The following is a 15,183-nucleotide window of genomic DNA, read 5'->3' as shown; positions in this document are numbered from 1 at the left end:
CTCACTGTTGCAGAAAATAAAAAGCAGGAATGGGTTCTCTCTGAAAGCTGTTTTACCTCTCCCTCAGATGCCGCTTGCAAAAAAATCTTTGCTGAGTAGGCTGGTGCTCCAGAGCAGGGGTGTACCCTTTTGAGGAGATTATGATCAAGTCGTTAATTGCAATTGCCGTGGGTGGAGCCGCAGGCAGCCTGCTTCGCTGGCTGCTCTCGCTTCGTCTGAATGCGCTCTTCCCAAGCCTTCCTCCCGGCACGCTGACGGTAAACCTGGCCGGCGGTTTTATCATCGGGGCCGCGATGGCCTTTTTCCTGCGTAATCCTGAACTCGATCCCGCCTGGAAGCTGTTAATCATTACCGGCTTCTGCGGAGGATTAACCACGTTCTCCACCTTCTCGCTGGAGATCGTCACCCTGATGCACTCCGGCAATTATCTCTGGGCGATGACTTCTGTGTTCACGCATGTGATTGGGTCGCTGCTGATGACCTTTGCCGGCTTCTGGCTGGTTTCACTTCTGGTCTAGGGTAATTTCAACTTTGGGCTCTTCCGGCTCCAGCGCCAGCGCGCTGGCGCTGGCTGCATCAAACAGCGACAGGCTTTCGACCTGATCCAGCATAATTACCTTGCGAAAGGCCATGGCGGACTTGGGTTCAGAGTCCATGGTGATGTTGTGCTCGGCATACCATTTGCTGTAGTTGTGCTCAATATTGAGGTTTAGCGTCTTGCCATCGCGATAACCGCTCAGCATGGGAATAAGCACTAAATTTGAAGTGGAAGTCGTTTCATAGGTGGCCGTATGGATCATGCCGATATAGATGCGGCGGGATTTCAGGGTCACCCAGGCGAGTTCTCCCTCCTCCATGCACTGAAACAGCAGCCCTTCGACGCCATTGGCGCGGGTCAGTTTCTTATAGAGTTTTTTACGGCCTGTACTGTTAAGCCTGGCGCTGCCGGACCAGCTTGAGCGATAGATACAGAACGCCACTGCGAAAGCGAGCATGATAACCACCGGCGCCTGGATACCCAGAAAGCTCCAGTTCATAAACTCAATCTGCCAGTGGCGGTGCAGGCCGTCGCTCAGTTCAGGTATGGCGTTAAAGAGGGCGGAAACGGCCAGTAGCACCAGCCAGACAAGACCGGTAGCAATCACCCCTTGCAGGACAAAAATACAGCCATAAAGAGCAACCAGGAAGTAGACATCCCAGCCAAATGAACGTTTTACTTTAAAGCGGGTGGAGAGGTCCCGGCTGGTGTACCAGTAACCGCACACCATCAGCACCATAAATATTGCCGTTCCCATCTCAGGCCCTCTTCAGCGCATTAACGTGGCGGGCGAAATCCTGATGAACCTCAGCGCTGGCGATATTGACCGTAGCGCCGCCATCTTCATCAATAAGAATGCGCTCACCTTCTTCGATCGACTCTTCGATATCGCGCTGGCTCATAACCTGCAACAACGCTTCAGGGCTGGAGAAAAGGGAAAACAAAAGCTTGAACATAGCAATCCTTCCTGATGAACAGAGAGTAAGCCTGGCCGCCAGTGCGGCAGACTTCTATCAGAATAGTGTGAAAGCAGGCGAAGGTGCCCTCCGTGGCACAGATTTTTAGCTCCCTGATTGCGGGGCGGGCTCGTCCTGAAGATGTTTTTTGAAATGCTTCTCAATCTGCTCCAGCGTTTTGCCCTGCGTTTCAGGCGCAAAAATAATAGCAAAGATGCCGCCAGCGACGCCGATAGCGGCAAAAGCAAAGAAGCAGGTCGTCAGACCAAAAGCTTCCAGCAGGATCGGAAACATAAACGCGATGGAAAAGTTGGTCATCTGCATGGCAAAGACGGAAATCCCGTTGGCCATGCCGCGAATACGCATCGGGAAAATTTCTGACAGCAGCAGCCAGGTGACCGGTGAGAGTGCGCCCTGCTGGAAGCAGAGGAAGATCAACATGCCTGCCAGGACCAGATAGCTGCGTAACACGTCTGGTTCTCCCTGCACCGTTTCCGGCATCAGCCAGGTGACCAGTCCGATAGCCAGCAGCGTACAGGTACAGCCAATTTGCCCCACCAGCAGCAGCGGACGACGGCCAAAGCGGCTCAGCATCATGATGCCGACGAAGGTCATCACCACCGAAATCACACCGTTGGCGATGGTGGCCAGCAGCGATGCATTGGTGCCCAGGCCAGTAGCCTGCAACATCGTGGGCGCATAAAACATGATGGTGTTCACGCCGGAGAGCTGTTGCAGCATGGCAATACCGATGCCCAGCGCCACCAGCCGCTTCATCCAGACGGAAATGGTTTTTTGACGACGGGCATGCTTCTGGCTTTTGGAGTCCATGGATTTGCGGATCTCGCCCATCTCTTTTTCCACCATACGGGACTGGCGGGTTCGCTCCAGCACGTCGCGGGCTTCACGGTAGCGGCCATGCATGGCGTACCAGCGCGGCGTATCCGGCAGGAAAAGCATACCGACCCAGAGGATAACCGCCGGCACACAGGCTACGCCAAGCATCCAGCGCCAGGTGGTCTCTCCACCCCAGACTTCATTGATCGCCGCGTTGCTGGTGTAAGCGATCAGCTGGCCGGAGACAATCATCAGCTCCTGCAGCGTGACAAACTGCCAGCGGCGGTTGGCCGGAACGATTTCCGCGATATAGATCGGCACAATCGCCGCCGCGCTGCCCACGGCCAGGCCCAGAATAAAGCGAAAGATAATCATCATCACGACGTTGGGCGCCATTGCGCATCCCAACGAGCCGCACATAAAGATCACCGCCATTACCAGGATCACTTTTTTACGGCCGAAACGGTCGGCTAAATGTCCCGCGCAGATGGCGCCAATGGCCGATCCCAGAATCAGGAAGCTGGTCACCATGCCGGTGGTCAGCGAGGTCAGGTGCAGGTCGTGCTTCATAAACAGTAAAGCACCAGCAATCACGCCGGTGTCATAGCCGAAAAGCAGGCCGCCCAGCGTGGCAATAAACGCAATTACTTTAACCAGCGGCTCGGTTGACTGCGGTGAAGCCGCTGCCGTGCCCGATTTGCCGCTGTTAGATGAATCAGTCACAAGTTACTCCCTGGAATTATGTAATTATTCTGATTGGCTGTGATGGGGATCACAGACCTTTTAATCTAATCCAGGAACGGGAATTTGACAGGAAAAAACGTAATTAAATTTCATTCTGGCAGGATGCCGGGCAGGGGCGGGGACGATGGAGCAGTGACAGCAGTTTTGGAATGCAATGAGATAAACGCCTTAAGCAGGCTGCCGGAATAGCTTCCGGCAGCCTGACGGTCACGACAGGCTTCGGGTATATCTTGCCGCAGGTGTCGGGGTATGAATACGGGGTTGATGCGTTCCCGAGCGCGGCCGACAGCTCTCTTTGAGCTTGTTAAGCGAGGCGGGTGCGCTCTCCTGCGCTGCGGTCACAACACTCTCATCATCGTTATAATCCTCCAGCCATGAAAGGTACTCCGCCATGACGAGAGTGACATCTTCGCCAGGTTGCGTGGTACGAATGTAAAGCTGAGCAGATAGTTTGGTTTTATCCTGGATGTAAATTTCATACTTTTTGTTCCAGGCCTGCGTATCGGGACGCTCGCGCAGAACAACGTCATTGAAGCGCAGATGCTGCCAGCGCGTGAGCCTCTGATAAAAATGCATTTTATCCATGACGGATTAACCTCTCCGTTTTTCTCTGTGTGTAGTTCAAAAAAACCGCCCTGGACAGCGGGCGGAATAACGTCGTCGTGCAAATAATTAAAATGAGGGATAGCACCACGCCGGATGGAAGGCCGTGTGGATGATTAAATCTAGACTAATTTTGCCGCTTCGCCATTGCTGCCACCATTTTTCAGAAAATTTGCAGGGAGTGATGTCATATTCTTTCATTAACCTGCCAGGTTAACGTATTGAAAGAGTGGAGAAAACGTGACTCATAGTCTTCGTAAACCGCTAAATCCTGTTTACTCTTTACCTGAGGTGGTGGTAATTTCATGAAAAAATCATCTCAGGAGCTGGGTTATGAAACAGTTAGTAATCGACATGTTGATGAAGATTGCCAAAATTGACGTGGATGCGAAGGAACTGACTGCACAAGTTGAGGCCCAGTCTTTATTGATTGCCGCGCTGTTACTGACTGCAGGCAAAGAAGGTGCATCAAATATTTCTGAAAACATTCAGAACGCCATCGTGGCGGCCTCAAGCTCTGGCAAAGGCTTTCTGCAGTCAGACGTTGATCTGCTGCTGACGCATGTAAACAGACTGCTGGCCGTTACGCGTTATGTCGATGAGAAAGCTAATGCGGCAGAACCGAGTTGATTCTGAAGGAGATGAGAATGTCTGACGTTGAAAACCGCCCGCCGTTACCGCCTTTCACCCGCGAGAGCGCTATCGAAAAAGTGAGATTAGCCGAGGATGGCTGGAACAGCCGTAACGCGCAAAAAGTGGCTCAGGCCTATACGCTGGAGACCCAGTGGCGTAATCGCGCAGAATTTGTCACTAACCGCCAGGAAGCGGAAGCGTTTCTCAGCCGGAAGTGGAGAAAAGAGCTGGATTACCGCCTGATCAAAGAGCTATGGGCCTTTGAAGGCAACCGCATTGCCGTACGCTACGCCTATGAATGGCATGATGACTCAGGCAACTGGTTCCGCTCTTACGGCAACGAGAACTGGGAGTTTGACGACAATGGGTTGATGGCGAAGCGCTTTGCCTGCATCAACGATATGCCGATCGACGAGACGGAACGCAAATATCACTGGCCGCTGGGAAGGCGCCCGGACGATCATCCGGGCCTGAGTGAGCTGGGACTGTAATATCCCTGTGCATCATTCAGTGGATCTCTCTACTTCACCACCGGCTGTTTATTCAGTGAGAGGGCACTGATAAATGTGTCGTCAAGCTGCAGATGTTGCTTCACCAGTTCCGGCGGCGTGCTGGCCAGCCACTGATTCAGAGAGATATCCGAGTAATAATCGCTTTTGAATAACTCAAGGAAACGTAGCTTACCTTTGCCGGTATTTTCAATGTAATGACCCATGGCGAAGGGAACATAGCCAACATCCCCTGCCCGGTAGTCAAAGGTTCTGGCCTTGCCCGACGAGGCAAACACCCCCATGCGTCCTTCCCCTTCCAGATAATATTGCCACTCATCATTATTGGGATGCCAGTGCAGCTCACGGAGTCCGCCAGGCTCAATTTCGACCAGGGCTGCAGCAATCGTTTTTGAAACCGGGAAGTTTGAGGAGTCGGTAATTCTCACTGTGCCGCCAGCGGACTTAACAGGCTCCTGCGCTAACATTCGGTGAGTGAAACTGATTTTGGATTTTGCCGCTCCCTGGATAGTGTCAGACGAGAGAGAGCCCGGAACCTGGCCGGCAAAAATATACTCCTCATCAGGGGAAGGGAGCTTTGAAAAAGTCGACACCGGTAGCTGGAAGTTTTTGGCAAGGATCTCTGGCGGGATATGTTTAAACCAGTCGGAGAGAAGAAAGGTACTGTCCTCATCGAAATTACCGTTATCAAAGGCTATTAAGAATTGGCATCCATCGGGTCCCAGTCCCTGAATGGAGTGGGGTATGCCAGGTGGAAAGTACCAGAGATCGCCAGCTTCAATGTCATCAACAAACCACCCGCCTTGAGTATCAAAGGCCGTGACGCGTGCCGTGCCAAAAGTCATGTAGGCCCACTCCCCCTCCTTATGCCAGTGTAGCTCTCTGATGCCACCAGCGTTCAGACGCATATCGACCCCGGCGATGGTGGTGGAGATGCCTAATTCGCGCTGTGATACCTGCCTTGTCCAGCCACCGCTGCCCTTGCGGACATGGGCATCACTGAATGAGTAACGCAGATTAGGCAATGTGCCGCTGTCGGTCGCCGGAGGATCAACGATATCGGGATTTTCTGCTTCACGTATCGGATCGTGAGGGCCAGGATCGCGGCCACCCGGCTGGCCACCCGCCGGATAAGCCTTAATGCTGTTATCATGAGCATGCACCTGACCGGCAGCCAGCGCGACCGTGCCGCCTGCGGCAAAGGCCATAAAACGTCTTCTGGATAATGTCGTCATTAACGTTACTCCATTCTCTGTTAATCGGTGAGAGGCAGTCGTTCGCCTGCCATACCGTTATAAACAGAGAAAGAATTAAGCGTTTAACATATTTGTAACGTCCTCAGGAATGAACAGAAAGCTTAAGAGAAAATGGCTATTTATTCTGTTGAAGAAAAAAGAATGCGTTTAGTGCTGGTATAAGTTCAAGCGTAAATGAGCGGCTATTTTCGCACTAAAAGCCTAATTGATAAGGTCTGTTTAGGCAGGGTTTACTTAGTGGCAGCAGTAACAGACGTAATAAAAAGTTACTGATTACATGATTAAGACTTAAGTATCAAAACCAGATTAAGCGCGTTGTTCACCGGGCAAGGCGTAGCGTAGCCGCGTTATTGCGGTGGATTAAGAAAAGATATCATCAGGGTGTTTAGCAGGAAGGTTACGCACTATAATCAGCGCAGCCATTGTGATAAACAATCTGCAGGAATGCAGGCTTAGCGCTCGTCTAAAAAGGAAGAGACCCCTCTGATGTTTTCTCGCTTTTTCATTTATCGTCCCGTCTTCGCGTGGGTTGTCGCCATTTTAATCATGCTGCTTGGCGCACTCTCCATCACCTTGTTACCCGTTGAGCAATATCCTGATGTGGCGCCGCCATCGGTGAATATCAGCGCGACCTATACTGGCGCTTCGGCGGAGACGCTGGAAAACAGCGTTACGCAGGTGATTGAGCAGCAGCTTACCGGGCTGGATCACCTGCTCTATTTCACCTCCAGCAGCAGCTCGCAGGGAAACGTCACGGTGACCGTGACCTTCAGCCAGGGAACCGATCCTGATACTGCACAGGTTCAGGTACAGAATAAGGTGCAGCAGGCGCTCTCACGTCTGCCCAGCGAAGTGCAGCAGCTTGGCGTCACGGTAACCAAATCGCAGTCGAACTTTTTGCTGGTGATGGGGTTGTATGACACCAGCGGCAGAAGCAACAGCACCGATATTGGCGACTGGTTGGTGAGCAATATGCAGGAGCCGCTGGCGAGAACCGAGGGAGTGGGGGATATCCAGGTTTTTGGCGGCCAGTATGCGATGCGTATCTGGCTGGATCCGTTCAAGCTAAGTTCCTACTCTCTGCAACCTTCTGACGTGACGTCGGCTATTCACTCACAGAATATTCAGGTTTCAGCCGGTAAAATCGGCGGCCTGCCTTCTCCTGAAAATCAGCAGCTCACTGCCACTGTCAGAGCCCAGTCGCGATTACAGACACCCGAGCAGTTTCGCAACATTATCGTTAAAAGCGATAAAAGTGGCGCCATCGTGCGCGTTGGCGACGTAGCCAGGGTTGAACTGGGCGGTGAATCCTATGATATGACCACCCGATTAAACGGTCATCCTGCTGCCGGGGTCGGGGTGATGCTCGCGCCGGGCGCCAACGCGCTCGATACCGCTACGCTGGTGAAAAATAAAGTGGAGGAGTACCGCCACTCTATGCCGGCGGGCTACGAAGTGGCTTACGCATTAGACAGCACTGACTTTATTAAAATCTCAGTCGAAGATGTGGTTATCACGCTGATTGAAGCTATTGCGCTGGTGGTGGTGGTGATGTATCTGTTTCTGCAGAACATTCGCGCCACACTGATCCCTGCGTTAGCGGTGCCGGTGGTGCTGCTTGGAACCTTTGGCGTGCTGGCTCTCGGTGGCTATACCATCAATACCCTGACGCTGTTTGCTATGGTGCTGGCGATCGGGCTGCTGGTGGATGACGCCATTGTGGTCGTGGAGAACGTAGAGCGCATCATGCACGATGAAGGCCTGCCCGCCAGAGAAGCGACCGAGAAGTCGATGAAAGAGATTTCCGGTGCGCTGATCGCAATCGCCCTGGTGCTGTCAGCCGTGTTTCTACCCATGGCGTTTTTTGCCGGCTCAACGGGGGTAATTTACCGACAATTCTCCGTCACGATTATTGCCGCGATGTCCTTTTCAGTGCTGGTAGCGCTCACCTTAACGCCGGCGCTGTGTGGCCTGTTGCTCCGGCCCGGAACACCGCACCGTAAAGGGCTCTTCGGCGGCTTTAACCGCTTCTATTCCGCCACAGAGCGCAAATATCGCCGCAAAGTAGTGAGTACCTTGCGCCGTCCGCTGATTATGGTGTCACTCTATGCGGCAATAGGGGTGGTGCTGTTTGTGATGTTTACCCGCCTGCCAGGCAGTTTCCTGCCTGGCGAGGATCAGGGCAGTATTATGTTGCAGGCGACACTCCCTGCCGGCGCGACGGCCAGTCGCACCGAAGCGGTAAACAAACAGATTGTTGACTGGTTCCTGAGTAAAGAGAAAGCGAACATTGATGTGGTATTCACCATCAACGGTTTCAACTTCAGCGGTGCGGCGCAAAACGCAGGCATGGCGTTTATCAAGCTCAAAAACTGGGATCAACGACCAGGCCGTGAAAACTCCGCTGATGCGATAGCCGGTCGCGCAACCGCTGCGCTGTCAACAATACGCGATGCCCAGATCTTTGCCCTGACGCCGCCTTCTGTACCGGGGCTGGGACAGAACAGCGGCTTTACTTATGAATTGTTAGCGAGTGGCGGCACTACCCGTAGCGAGCTGGAAAGTCTGCGGGATCGGCTACTGCAAGGCGCCGCGCAGAGTCCGGAGCTGATGGCGGTAAGGGCTAATATCCTGCCGCAAACACCGCAGCTGCAGGTCGATATTGATACCAATAAAGCGGTCGCCCTGGGCCTGCAACTGGACGATGTGACCGATACTTTAACCAGCGCTTGGGGCGGTGCCTATATCAACGACTTTATCGACCGTGGACGCGTTAAGCGCGTGTATGTCCAGGGCGAGGGAGAGTATCGTTCGACCCCCTCTGATTTGGGTAAATGGTATATCCGTAACAGCGAGGGCGGCATGACGCCATTCTCTGCCTTTGCATCTACCCGCTGGAGTATGGGGCCGGAAAGTCTTAACCGTTATAACGGCTCCGCCTCCTATGAGATCCAGGGACAGAATGCAGAGGGTTACAGTTCTGGGGAGGCGATGAATACCATTGAGCGGCTGGCAAACCAGCTGCCTGCCGGCACGACGGGCGCATGGAGCGGCCTTTCACTGCAGGAGAAACAGGCTGGCGGCCAGTCAACCACGCTGTATGCGATTTCGATCCTGGTGGTCTTTCTCTGTCTGGCTGCGCTGTATGAGAGCTGGTCAGTGCCCTTCTCGGTACTGTTAGCGGTTCCGCTCGGCGTGCTGGGGACGGTGCTGGCTGTCGCACTGCGAGGATTGAGCAATGACATCTATTTTCAGGTGGCGTTGTTAACCACTGTCGGGCTAACCTCCAAGAATGCGATCCTGATTATTGAGTTTGCTGAAGAGGCCGTCAGACAAGGCAGCTCGCTGAGTAGTGCCGCGCTGCAGGCGGCGCGGACGCGCTTACGACCCATTATGATGACTTCTCTGGCATTTATTGCTGGCGTTATCCCGCTGGCGGTGGCCACCGGAGCCGGGGCCAACAGCCGTATTGCTATCGGCACTGGCATTATCGGGGGCACGCTGGCAGGTACCGTACTGGCACTATTTTTTGTGCCGCTGTTCTTTGTGCTGGTGAAGCATTACCTCACCCGGCACCGCGCGACTAAATAAAATCTTGCCGTCTCTGCAGGTTCACCTGCAGAGACGAGCTGCTGCGGCGTTAAGCTACCGGGCAGATCATTTCTCTCCCTTCACCACCGTCATCTCGGTACCTTCCTGCCGGTGCACCTCACCGCACAGCAGCACGGCATCAGGCCTCCGCTGATGAATACGTCCCGCCATTTGCTCACACGCTACCTGAGTAGGAAAAATATGCTCTGACACGGGCAGTGCATCGCAGGCATCGTAACCGCAGGCGCTGACAAGCAGAACAAACCCAATCAACATCGCTCGCTCCTGTGATGAAACAGACCCAGCGGTAAGTATAGGCTATGAGCCGCACGTTTCCCCTCCTGAGTAGAGGTGATATAACAAAAGTCTCTACTCAGGAGGGAGGTGATAATGCAATTTCATGGGCTTTCTGCTTTTCCTGTCACACCGCTTAACACGGGAGGTGAGGTTGATGTCGCAGCGCTTGAAAAAATCGTGCTACGGCTCAGGCAGGCTGATGTCGATTCAGTGGGGCTTCTTGGCAGTACGGGGCTTTATGCCTTTCTTCGCCGGGAAGAGAAGCGAAGGGCGATTGAGGCTACGGTAAATTGCCTGCAGGGCAGCGTGCCGGTTATGGTCAGCGCGGGTGCACTCCGCACCGATGAGGCAATTGCCCTGGCGCAGGATGCTGAAGAGGCAGGTGCCGATGCACTGCTGCTGGCCCCTGTTTCCTATACGCCGCTAACCGAAGAAGAGGTCTTTCAGCATTTTGTTGCAGTCTCTGAGAGCACTTCATTACCTCTCTGTATCTATAACAATCCGGGGACAACACACTTTACCTTTACGCCCGCTTTACTGGCCCGGCTTGCCAGTCTGCCTGGCGTCAAGGCGCTGAAGTATCCCTCTTCAGAGCGGACCGACAGCGCTTTTATCTCCTCATTGAGAGCGCACTTTCCTCGGGATTTTGCTCTGGGGTTCAGCGTGGACTGGCACGCACCTGAAGCGATGTTAGCCGGAGGCGATACCTGGTATAGCGTGTTGGGCGGTTTACTGCCCGCGCAGGCGATGTCGCTGGCTTTAGCAGCGCGCCAGGGGGATGGCGATCGGCTTGCCCTGCTGAATGCCGAACTTCAGCCAATGTGGACGCTGTTTAAAACGCTCAGCAGCCTGCGCGTCATGTATTGCGCAGTGGAGATTATGGGGATCTGTACGCCCGTCTTACCACGGCCTCTGTTACCGCTGAGAGCGGAGGAGTGTCGAAAAGTGGAAGCGGTGCTGCGTGAACTGAAGAGCGTGTAACCCGAAGGCAGAGGAAGGGAAAAGCGGCCTGTCTCAGTGTCCGGTAAACGGTCAAAGAGACAGGCAATGCGCTTTAGTGCGCCTGGGTGCCGGTAGTGGTGGTGGTGGTACCGGTGTTAGAGCCATCGCCGCCGCCGCCCATGGTAGCCAGAGCAATACCCAGTAAAGCACCCACTGCGCCGATACCTACCGCATTGGAGTTGCCATCAGACATCGCAGTGGCTTCACTTCCTGCCGCTGCGCCAGTAGTAGGTGCAGCATAAACGCTGGCGCTGGTGGCCATCATCAGTAACAGCGCAAGCGCGTTCATTTTTCTCATTTTATCGCTCCTCGGGAAGGTGTCAGGGGGCCAGGAAGCAGAGCATAATTTTAAAGTTCAGGGTTGAACAGAGGACGACTGACAAGGGAATATTATCAGTCTGATTAAGAGGTTACAGAAACAGATCCGTTGATTTTAAGAGTGATTTATCGCAGTAAAAACGGCGTTTTCTTTGCAGGGCCTTTGGTGAGGTGAATATCTTCAGATAAAGACAGAATTATCTCAGAGCCGGCCGCCGCTGACGGAATGGAATATTGGGTCAGGGTGGCCATAATACGCAGCCATTTCAGACTTTATTATTTCCGCTGTTTTAAGAATAAATACCGCTACATTTTTCCCCGCTTTTCCCGTTATTTTCTCCTAACTCAAATTTATTATTACATGAACAGGATGTGAGCCAATATTTTCAGCTGTTGCCAGATATAAACACATTGAAATAAAAGGCAAAAAATTTATGCGATTACTCCTGGTTTTACAGCGGAAGTGAAGGGTTTTAAGAACTCACGAAGTTAATTGTGGCCTACTGCAAGTCACCCTTTAGCCAGAGGCTCAACTATGTTGTTATCTGCGTTTTCTTATATCAAAGATAAAACCGGTTACTTGAAGGAATTCATCTCCGATCCGCGGAAAACAGGTACCATTGCACCTTCTTCTCTGGCTCTGTGCAAAACGATGTCAAATGCCGTTGACTGGAGCCAGTGCACACGCATTGCCGAGCTTGGCGCAGGAGATGGTGTGTTAACCCGACATCTGCTGACGCGGATGCGGCCGGATGCAGAACTGCTGGCCTTTGAAACTAACAGCCGCTTCCACCCTAAGCTGGCAGCTCTTCAGGATGAAAGGCTGAGGGTGACCGGCGCCTCTGCCGAAGCCCTTAATGAAGAGTATGACGCTATATTTTCAGGCTTGCCGCTCTTATCCCTGCCGAAGGCGGTGCGTCACGGCATCCTGGAGCGCGCAGCCTCATTACTGAGTCCGCAGGGCGTCTTTGTTCAGTTCCAGTACACCTCGCTGTCAGAGCCGCTCATTTCTGAATACTTTGCCTGGAACCGGACCCGCGTGCTGTGCAATCTGCCGCCTGCATGGGTGTACCGCTGCCACTCGCTCGATAATTTACCGCAAAAAAATGCCGGGTTTGGCTGGACTTAGCACGGTTGTGTGAAGAGAGTGTGACCATGAGATGGCATTCTCCGCGCGCTCTGCCAGGCTTAATGTTTACCCACAACAGGAGGAGAGAATGAGTATTGAAAGCGAGCTACCAACCTCAAGTGAAGATGAAGTCTGTAATATCATAGGCAAAGCGGTGGTTGACCTGAGCATCACGGGACAGCCGGTTAACAAGGCTACGCTGGCACTAAAATTGTTGGCGATGGCAGATCAGGATGGCGATGAAGAACGCATTTTGCTCTACTGGATCGCGCGGAAAGCGATCAACCAGCCACACAGATTTGCCTCATCACTCTATTGATGGCAGGTGGCAATCCGGCTCTTTGCCGAAAAAACGGCCGCTCAACTGAGCGGCCGTTTTTGTCTGTTCAGGTCACGCGTCGCACATAAGGGATGCGCTGGAGCAGAAAAATTATGCCCGCAGAGATGGCAAAGCAGGCCAGCGCCACCAGAGGAATGGTAATGATGGAGGAGTAACCGGTGAAATCCAGCTTCAGTACCGCTACCAGAGCTTCCAGGACTATGGCATGAACAAAGAAGATCCCCAGACTCAACCGTGAAAGAATTCTCAGCGCTTTAATAACAGGCCGGTTATAGCGGAATGAGGCGTTTAACAGCATGAAAAAGCAGCCCAGCGAGATGATGACCATCGTTGGTGCCGAATAGAACAGGAAGAGATCGTTTGGCCTGTAGATGCTTTTAGAGAAGGAGTAAGCCATTACGGCGGTCAGTACCGCAGCCAGCACAAAAATAATGGCCGAAATGGTTACCTTCGGGGTGATATTAAAACGACGAACCACGCCACCCAGAATATAAAAACCAGAGAGATAAACCACCATGTCAATATTGCTTGGTATAGGGAGCACGCTATTTTCCAGCAGGCTCGCTTTCACATTATCCAGCAGCACATAGACTGAGGCGAGAACAAACCAGACCGTCAGCGTGTAGTTTACCCGCTGCTGGCTGCCATGGGTGATGAACGTGTTAAGCAGCGGCGTCACCAGATAGAGCAGGATCATTGTATAAATGAACCACATATGCGGATAAGCGGGAGTACTGAGCAGATCCAGCAGGCTGACGGGCGCCTTATTAGCGTGAACCAGGTTGCTGTAAGCCAGATAAATAGCTGACCAGGCAATCAGTGGGATCACCAGATCAAGTACGCGGGTTTTAAGCGTGCTGAGCAGCGACTCATTTTTATTGAGTGAAACGTAGCCCGCTATCAGCAGGAAAAGCGGAAAAGCAATACGGCCCAGCGTTTCATACATTACCGCTACGGACCAGCCGGTGTGAAAGCGGGCAAACGGCAGCGCTGCAGTATGCAACAAAATGACGAAAAATGTTGCCACCAGAGTTAGCAGCTTAATATTGATCGTTTTCAATGCCTAACTCCTTGTCAAAAAGCATAATCTGAGAATAAGAGTCAGATTATCGCCATCCGGCTAAAGGTAACATATTCCCCGAGCCGGACGTATCTCCAGACAAGAAAAAAACTGCCCGTTATCAGGTATGCGTGCCTGATACCTCCAGCGTCAGGGTGGAAGGGCAGGTTTGCTGAGGCTGCACCAGCCGGTATTCCGCTTTCCCCTGGTGAATATACATACAGGCGCGTCCGGCGTCGCCACCATCCTGCTCCTGCGAAAGCGTCAGCGTAACGGGCTCAGCCTGCGCTAAGGAGCTGCTAAACGCGAAGGCGAGAACAATTTTCGTTAATCCATTCATATCAGAGAGCCAGAAAAAGTTTAAAAAGAGATTACCCTGACTGGCAAGCTTTGCGGGGAAAGGTTGTCAGCGTTATTGACCCTGGCATTATCGCAGGGGGGACTGCAAGTTCAGCTGGTCAATATCGGACGAAGCCTGGGGGCGCACCAGCAGACTACTCTTATTTTACCTGGTCTTAATTTCGCTAATGTGATCGAAGGGGTGTTTTGGCTTTATTAGATGATTGATAAGCTGAAAAAAGTGAATTAGTGAATAAAGCAGGAGAGATCGTTGGCAAAAAAAAGGACCAGATTGCTGCACATTTTTTTCAGCAAAAGAGGATTTGAGTTAAGGAGTAAAGCCGCTACAGAAGTAAGTGCCTGCTGCAGCGGCAGAGATTAGCCAATAAAGTCATCTTCCGTCTGATGCACGACCATCTCCAGCACATGCCGGTAGGTATCCAGCGAAACGACATCGCTGGTGGTTTCCAGGCGGTGAAGCAGTTGCGCAATGATCGTTTTATTGGTAACAGACCTACCGCTTTGCAAAATTTCAACAACAATCGAACCGAGAATAGCGACTTCGCTTTCAGCTTCCTGCATTTCGGCTTTAAAATAGTCCATTAATTCATGAGGGGAAGACGGTAATTCTGCATGCATCATTTTCTCTCCAAATATCCGGCCAGGACAACGGCAGGATGCAGGTAATAGTTTTTAAACGATCGATTTATTATTTTCAGCAAAAAGCTGCCTCGGGAAGTGGGAAACCCACTATCACTTCCTGAGGACATGCAAATGCATAATTCGTTACAGCGTAGAAAGGTAGTCGCTTTTTGCATGTTGTACAAGTTTATTTGGAAAATTGTACAACTTTGAAAAGGGAGCTGGAGTACGGCAAAAATTGGCTCAATAAATCAACATTGCCCGGCAAAAGGCAACGCCTCAGGGCAGAGGTCGCTGAGTAAAAGCAGCCCGCGTAAGAGCTGGAAAAAGTTAACCAGAATGGAGGAATGTTGTTAAAATTACCTTTTACTCCTTTTCATGGAAGCCAC

Annotated in this window: 17 protein-coding genes; 7 read left to right on the top strand and 10 right to left on the bottom strand. The window is 52.3% G+C overall.

Features of this window, described 5'->3' with window-relative positions; translation table 11 throughout:
* Positions 1-140 precede the first annotated feature (140 nt).
* Positions 141-518, top strand: coding sequence for a fluoride efflux transporter CrcB (gene crcB, locus Q3V30_RS16750; protein WP_306207620.1), 378 nt, complete (start codon positions 141-143; stop codon positions 516-518).
* Here the strand turns inward: crcB and Q3V30_RS16745 are convergent.
* The 4 genes from Q3V30_RS16745 to Q3V30_RS16730 all read right to left on the bottom strand — a co-directional run bounded on the left by Q3V30_RS16745 (position 504) and on the right by Q3V30_RS16730 (position 3,660).
* Positions 504-1,295: a hypothetical protein gene (locus Q3V30_RS16745; protein ID WP_306207618.1), complete on the bottom strand. Its 792-nt coding sequence runs from the start codon at positions 1,293-1,295 to the stop codon at positions 504-506. The two genes, crcB and Q3V30_RS16745, sit on opposite strands and share 15 nt — an antisense overlap.
* 1 nt (position 1,296) lies before the next feature.
* Complete coding sequence (locus Q3V30_RS16740) at positions 1,297-1,494, bottom strand: hypothetical protein (protein WP_306207616.1); 198 nt, start codon at positions 1,492-1,494, stop codon at positions 1,297-1,299.
* 105 nt (positions 1,495-1,599) lie between these two features.
* Positions 1,600-3,054, bottom strand: coding sequence for a sugar porter family MFS transporter (locus tag Q3V30_RS16735; RefSeq protein ID WP_306207614.1), 1,455 nt, complete (start codon positions 3,052-3,054; stop codon positions 1,600-1,602).
* 228 nt (positions 3,055-3,282) lie between these two features.
* Positions 3,283-3,660 (bottom strand): hypothetical protein, encoded by a 378-nt coding sequence (locus tag Q3V30_RS16730; RefSeq protein WP_306207612.1) that lies wholly within the window; start codon positions 3,658-3,660, stop codon positions 3,283-3,285.
* A gap of 351 nt (positions 3,661-4,011) precedes the next feature.
* Between Q3V30_RS16730 and iraP the strand changes: the two genes are divergently transcribed.
* Both iraP and Q3V30_RS16720 read left to right on the top strand, forming a co-directional pair.
* Entirely contained in the window at positions 4,012-4,308 is a 297-nt protein-coding gene (gene iraP / locus Q3V30_RS16725; RefSeq protein ID WP_306207610.1) for an anti-adapter protein IraP, read from the top strand.
* A gap of 17 nt (positions 4,309-4,325) precedes the next feature.
* The gene (locus Q3V30_RS16720; RefSeq protein ID WP_306207608.1) at positions 4,326-4,802 is read left to right on the top strand and encodes a nuclear transport factor 2 family protein; all 477 of its coding nucleotides are present in this window, start codon (positions 4,326-4,328) and stop codon (positions 4,800-4,802) included.
* Positions 4,803-4,831: 29 nt separating this feature from the next.
* Here the strand turns inward: Q3V30_RS16720 and Q3V30_RS16715 are convergent, their stop codons facing one another.
* Positions 4,832-6,055, bottom strand: coding sequence for an oxalate decarboxylase family bicupin (locus tag Q3V30_RS16715; RefSeq protein ID WP_306207606.1), 1,224 nt, complete (start codon positions 6,053-6,055; stop codon positions 4,832-4,834).
* Between the two features lie 507 nt (positions 6,056-6,562).
* Here Q3V30_RS16715 and Q3V30_RS16710 point away from each other — a divergent pair.
* A complete protein-coding gene (locus Q3V30_RS16710; protein ID WP_306207604.1) occupies positions 6,563-9,667 on the top strand; it encodes an efflux RND transporter permease subunit in 3,105 nt (1,034 codons plus the stop codon).
* Positions 9,668-9,733: 66 nt separating this feature from the next.
* Here the strand turns inward: Q3V30_RS16710 and Q3V30_RS16705 are convergent, their stop codons facing one another.
* Positions 9,734-9,943 (bottom strand): hypothetical protein, encoded by a 210-nt coding sequence (locus Q3V30_RS16705; RefSeq protein ID WP_306207602.1) that lies wholly within the window; start codon positions 9,941-9,943, stop codon positions 9,734-9,736.
* A 114-nt stretch (positions 9,944-10,057) separates the two neighbouring features.
* Here Q3V30_RS16705 and Q3V30_RS16700 point away from each other — a divergent pair, with 114 nt between their 5' ends.
* Entirely contained in the window at positions 10,058-10,945 is an 888-nt protein-coding gene (locus tag Q3V30_RS16700; RefSeq protein WP_306207600.1) for a dihydrodipicolinate synthase family protein, read from the top strand.
* Positions 10,946-11,018: 73 nt separating this feature from the next.
* On the opposite strand, the gene yjbE is transcribed toward Q3V30_RS16700, so the two are convergent.
* On the bottom strand, positions 11,019-11,264 hold the full coding sequence (gene yjbE, locus Q3V30_RS16695; protein WP_306207598.1) for an exopolysaccharide production protein YjbE: 246 nt from the start codon (positions 11,262-11,264) through the stop codon (positions 11,019-11,021).
* Positions 11,265-11,819: 555 nt separating this feature from the next.
* Here yjbE and Q3V30_RS16690 point away from each other — a divergent pair.
* Both Q3V30_RS16690 and Q3V30_RS16685 read left to right on the top strand, forming a co-directional pair.
* Complete coding sequence (locus tag Q3V30_RS16690; protein ID WP_306207596.1) at positions 11,820-12,413, top strand: class I SAM-dependent methyltransferase; 594 nt, start codon at positions 11,820-11,822, stop codon at positions 12,411-12,413.
* 88 nt (positions 12,414-12,501) lie between these two features.
* On the top strand, positions 12,502-12,732 hold the full coding sequence (locus tag Q3V30_RS16685; protein ID WP_306207594.1) for a hypothetical protein: 231 nt from the start codon (positions 12,502-12,504) through the stop codon (positions 12,730-12,732).
* A gap of 67 nt (positions 12,733-12,799) precedes the next feature.
* Here the strand turns inward: Q3V30_RS16685 and Q3V30_RS16680 are convergent, their stop codons facing one another.
* The 3 genes from Q3V30_RS16680 to Q3V30_RS16670 all read right to left on the bottom strand — a co-directional run bounded on the left by Q3V30_RS16680 (position 12,800) and on the right by Q3V30_RS16670 (position 14,794).
* On the bottom strand, positions 12,800-13,813 hold the full coding sequence (locus tag Q3V30_RS16680; protein ID WP_306207592.1) for an acyltransferase: 1,014 nt from the start codon (positions 13,811-13,813) through the stop codon (positions 12,800-12,802).
* 121 nt (positions 13,814-13,934) lie between these two features.
* Positions 13,935-14,153, bottom strand: a complete 219-nt coding sequence (locus Q3V30_RS16675; RefSeq protein WP_306207590.1) for a hypothetical protein — start codon at positions 14,151-14,153, stop codon at positions 13,935-13,937.
* A gap of 377 nt (positions 14,154-14,530) precedes the next feature.
* Positions 14,531-14,794, bottom strand: a complete 264-nt coding sequence (locus Q3V30_RS16670; protein WP_306207588.1) for a biofilm/acid-resistance regulator YmgB/AriR — start codon at positions 14,792-14,794, stop codon at positions 14,531-14,533.
* Positions 14,795-15,183: the final 389 nt, after the last annotated feature.

The sequence above is a fragment of the Erwinia pyri genome, from assembly GCF_030758455.1.
GTDB classification, from domain to species: domain Bacteria; phylum Pseudomonadota; class Gammaproteobacteria; order Enterobacterales; family Enterobacteriaceae; genus Erwinia; species Erwinia pyri.
Note: the sequence above shows the minus strand (reverse complement) of the source record. Positions and strands in the feature narration are given on the sequence as shown.

Coding starts and splice junctions, on each gene's coding strand:
- crcB (WP_306207620.1), top strand. CDS start 141: ATGATCAAGTCGTTAATTGCAATTGCCGTGGGTGGAGCCGCAGGCAGC.
- yjbE (WP_306207598.1), bottom strand. CDS start 11,264: ATGAGAAAAATGAACGCGCTTGCGCTGTTACTGATGATGGCCACCAGC.
- Q3V30_RS16685 (WP_306207594.1), top strand. CDS start 12,502: ATGAGTATTGAAAGCGAGCTACCAACCTCAAGTGAAGATGAAGTCTGT.
- Q3V30_RS16670 (WP_306207588.1), bottom strand. CDS start 14,794: ATGATGCATGCAGAATTACCGTCTTCCCCTCATGAATTAATGGACTAT.
- Q3V30_RS16745 (WP_306207618.1), bottom strand. CDS start 1,295: ATGGGAACGGCAATATTTATGGTGCTGATGGTGTGCGGTTACTGGTAC.
- Q3V30_RS16700 (WP_306207600.1), top strand. CDS start 10,058: ATGCAATTTCATGGGCTTTCTGCTTTTCCTGTCACACCGCTTAACACG.
- Q3V30_RS16720 (WP_306207608.1), top strand. CDS start 4,326: ATGTCTGACGTTGAAAACCGCCCGCCGTTACCGCCTTTCACCCGCGAG.
- Q3V30_RS16690 (WP_306207596.1), top strand. CDS start 11,820: ATGTTGTTATCTGCGTTTTCTTATATCAAAGATAAAACCGGTTACTTG.
- Q3V30_RS16740 (WP_306207616.1), bottom strand. CDS start 1,494: ATGTTCAAGCTTTTGTTTTCCCTTTTCTCCAGCCCTGAAGCGTTGTTG.
- iraP (WP_306207610.1), top strand. CDS start 4,012: ATGAAACAGTTAGTAATCGACATGTTGATGAAGATTGCCAAAATTGAC.
- Q3V30_RS16710 (WP_306207604.1), top strand. CDS start 6,563: ATGTTTTCTCGCTTTTTCATTTATCGTCCCGTCTTCGCGTGGGTTGTC.
- Q3V30_RS16730 (WP_306207612.1), bottom strand. CDS start 3,660: ATGGATAAAATGCATTTTTATCAGAGGCTCACGCGCTGGCAGCATCTG.
- Q3V30_RS16705 (WP_306207602.1), bottom strand. CDS start 9,943: ATGTTGATTGGGTTTGTTCTGCTTGTCAGCGCCTGCGGTTACGATGCC.
- Q3V30_RS16715 (WP_306207606.1), bottom strand. CDS start 6,055: ATGACGACATTATCCAGAAGACGTTTTATGGCCTTTGCCGCAGGCGGC.
- Q3V30_RS16675 (WP_306207590.1), bottom strand. CDS start 14,153: ATGAATGGATTAACGAAAATTGTTCTCGCCTTCGCGTTTAGCAGCTCC.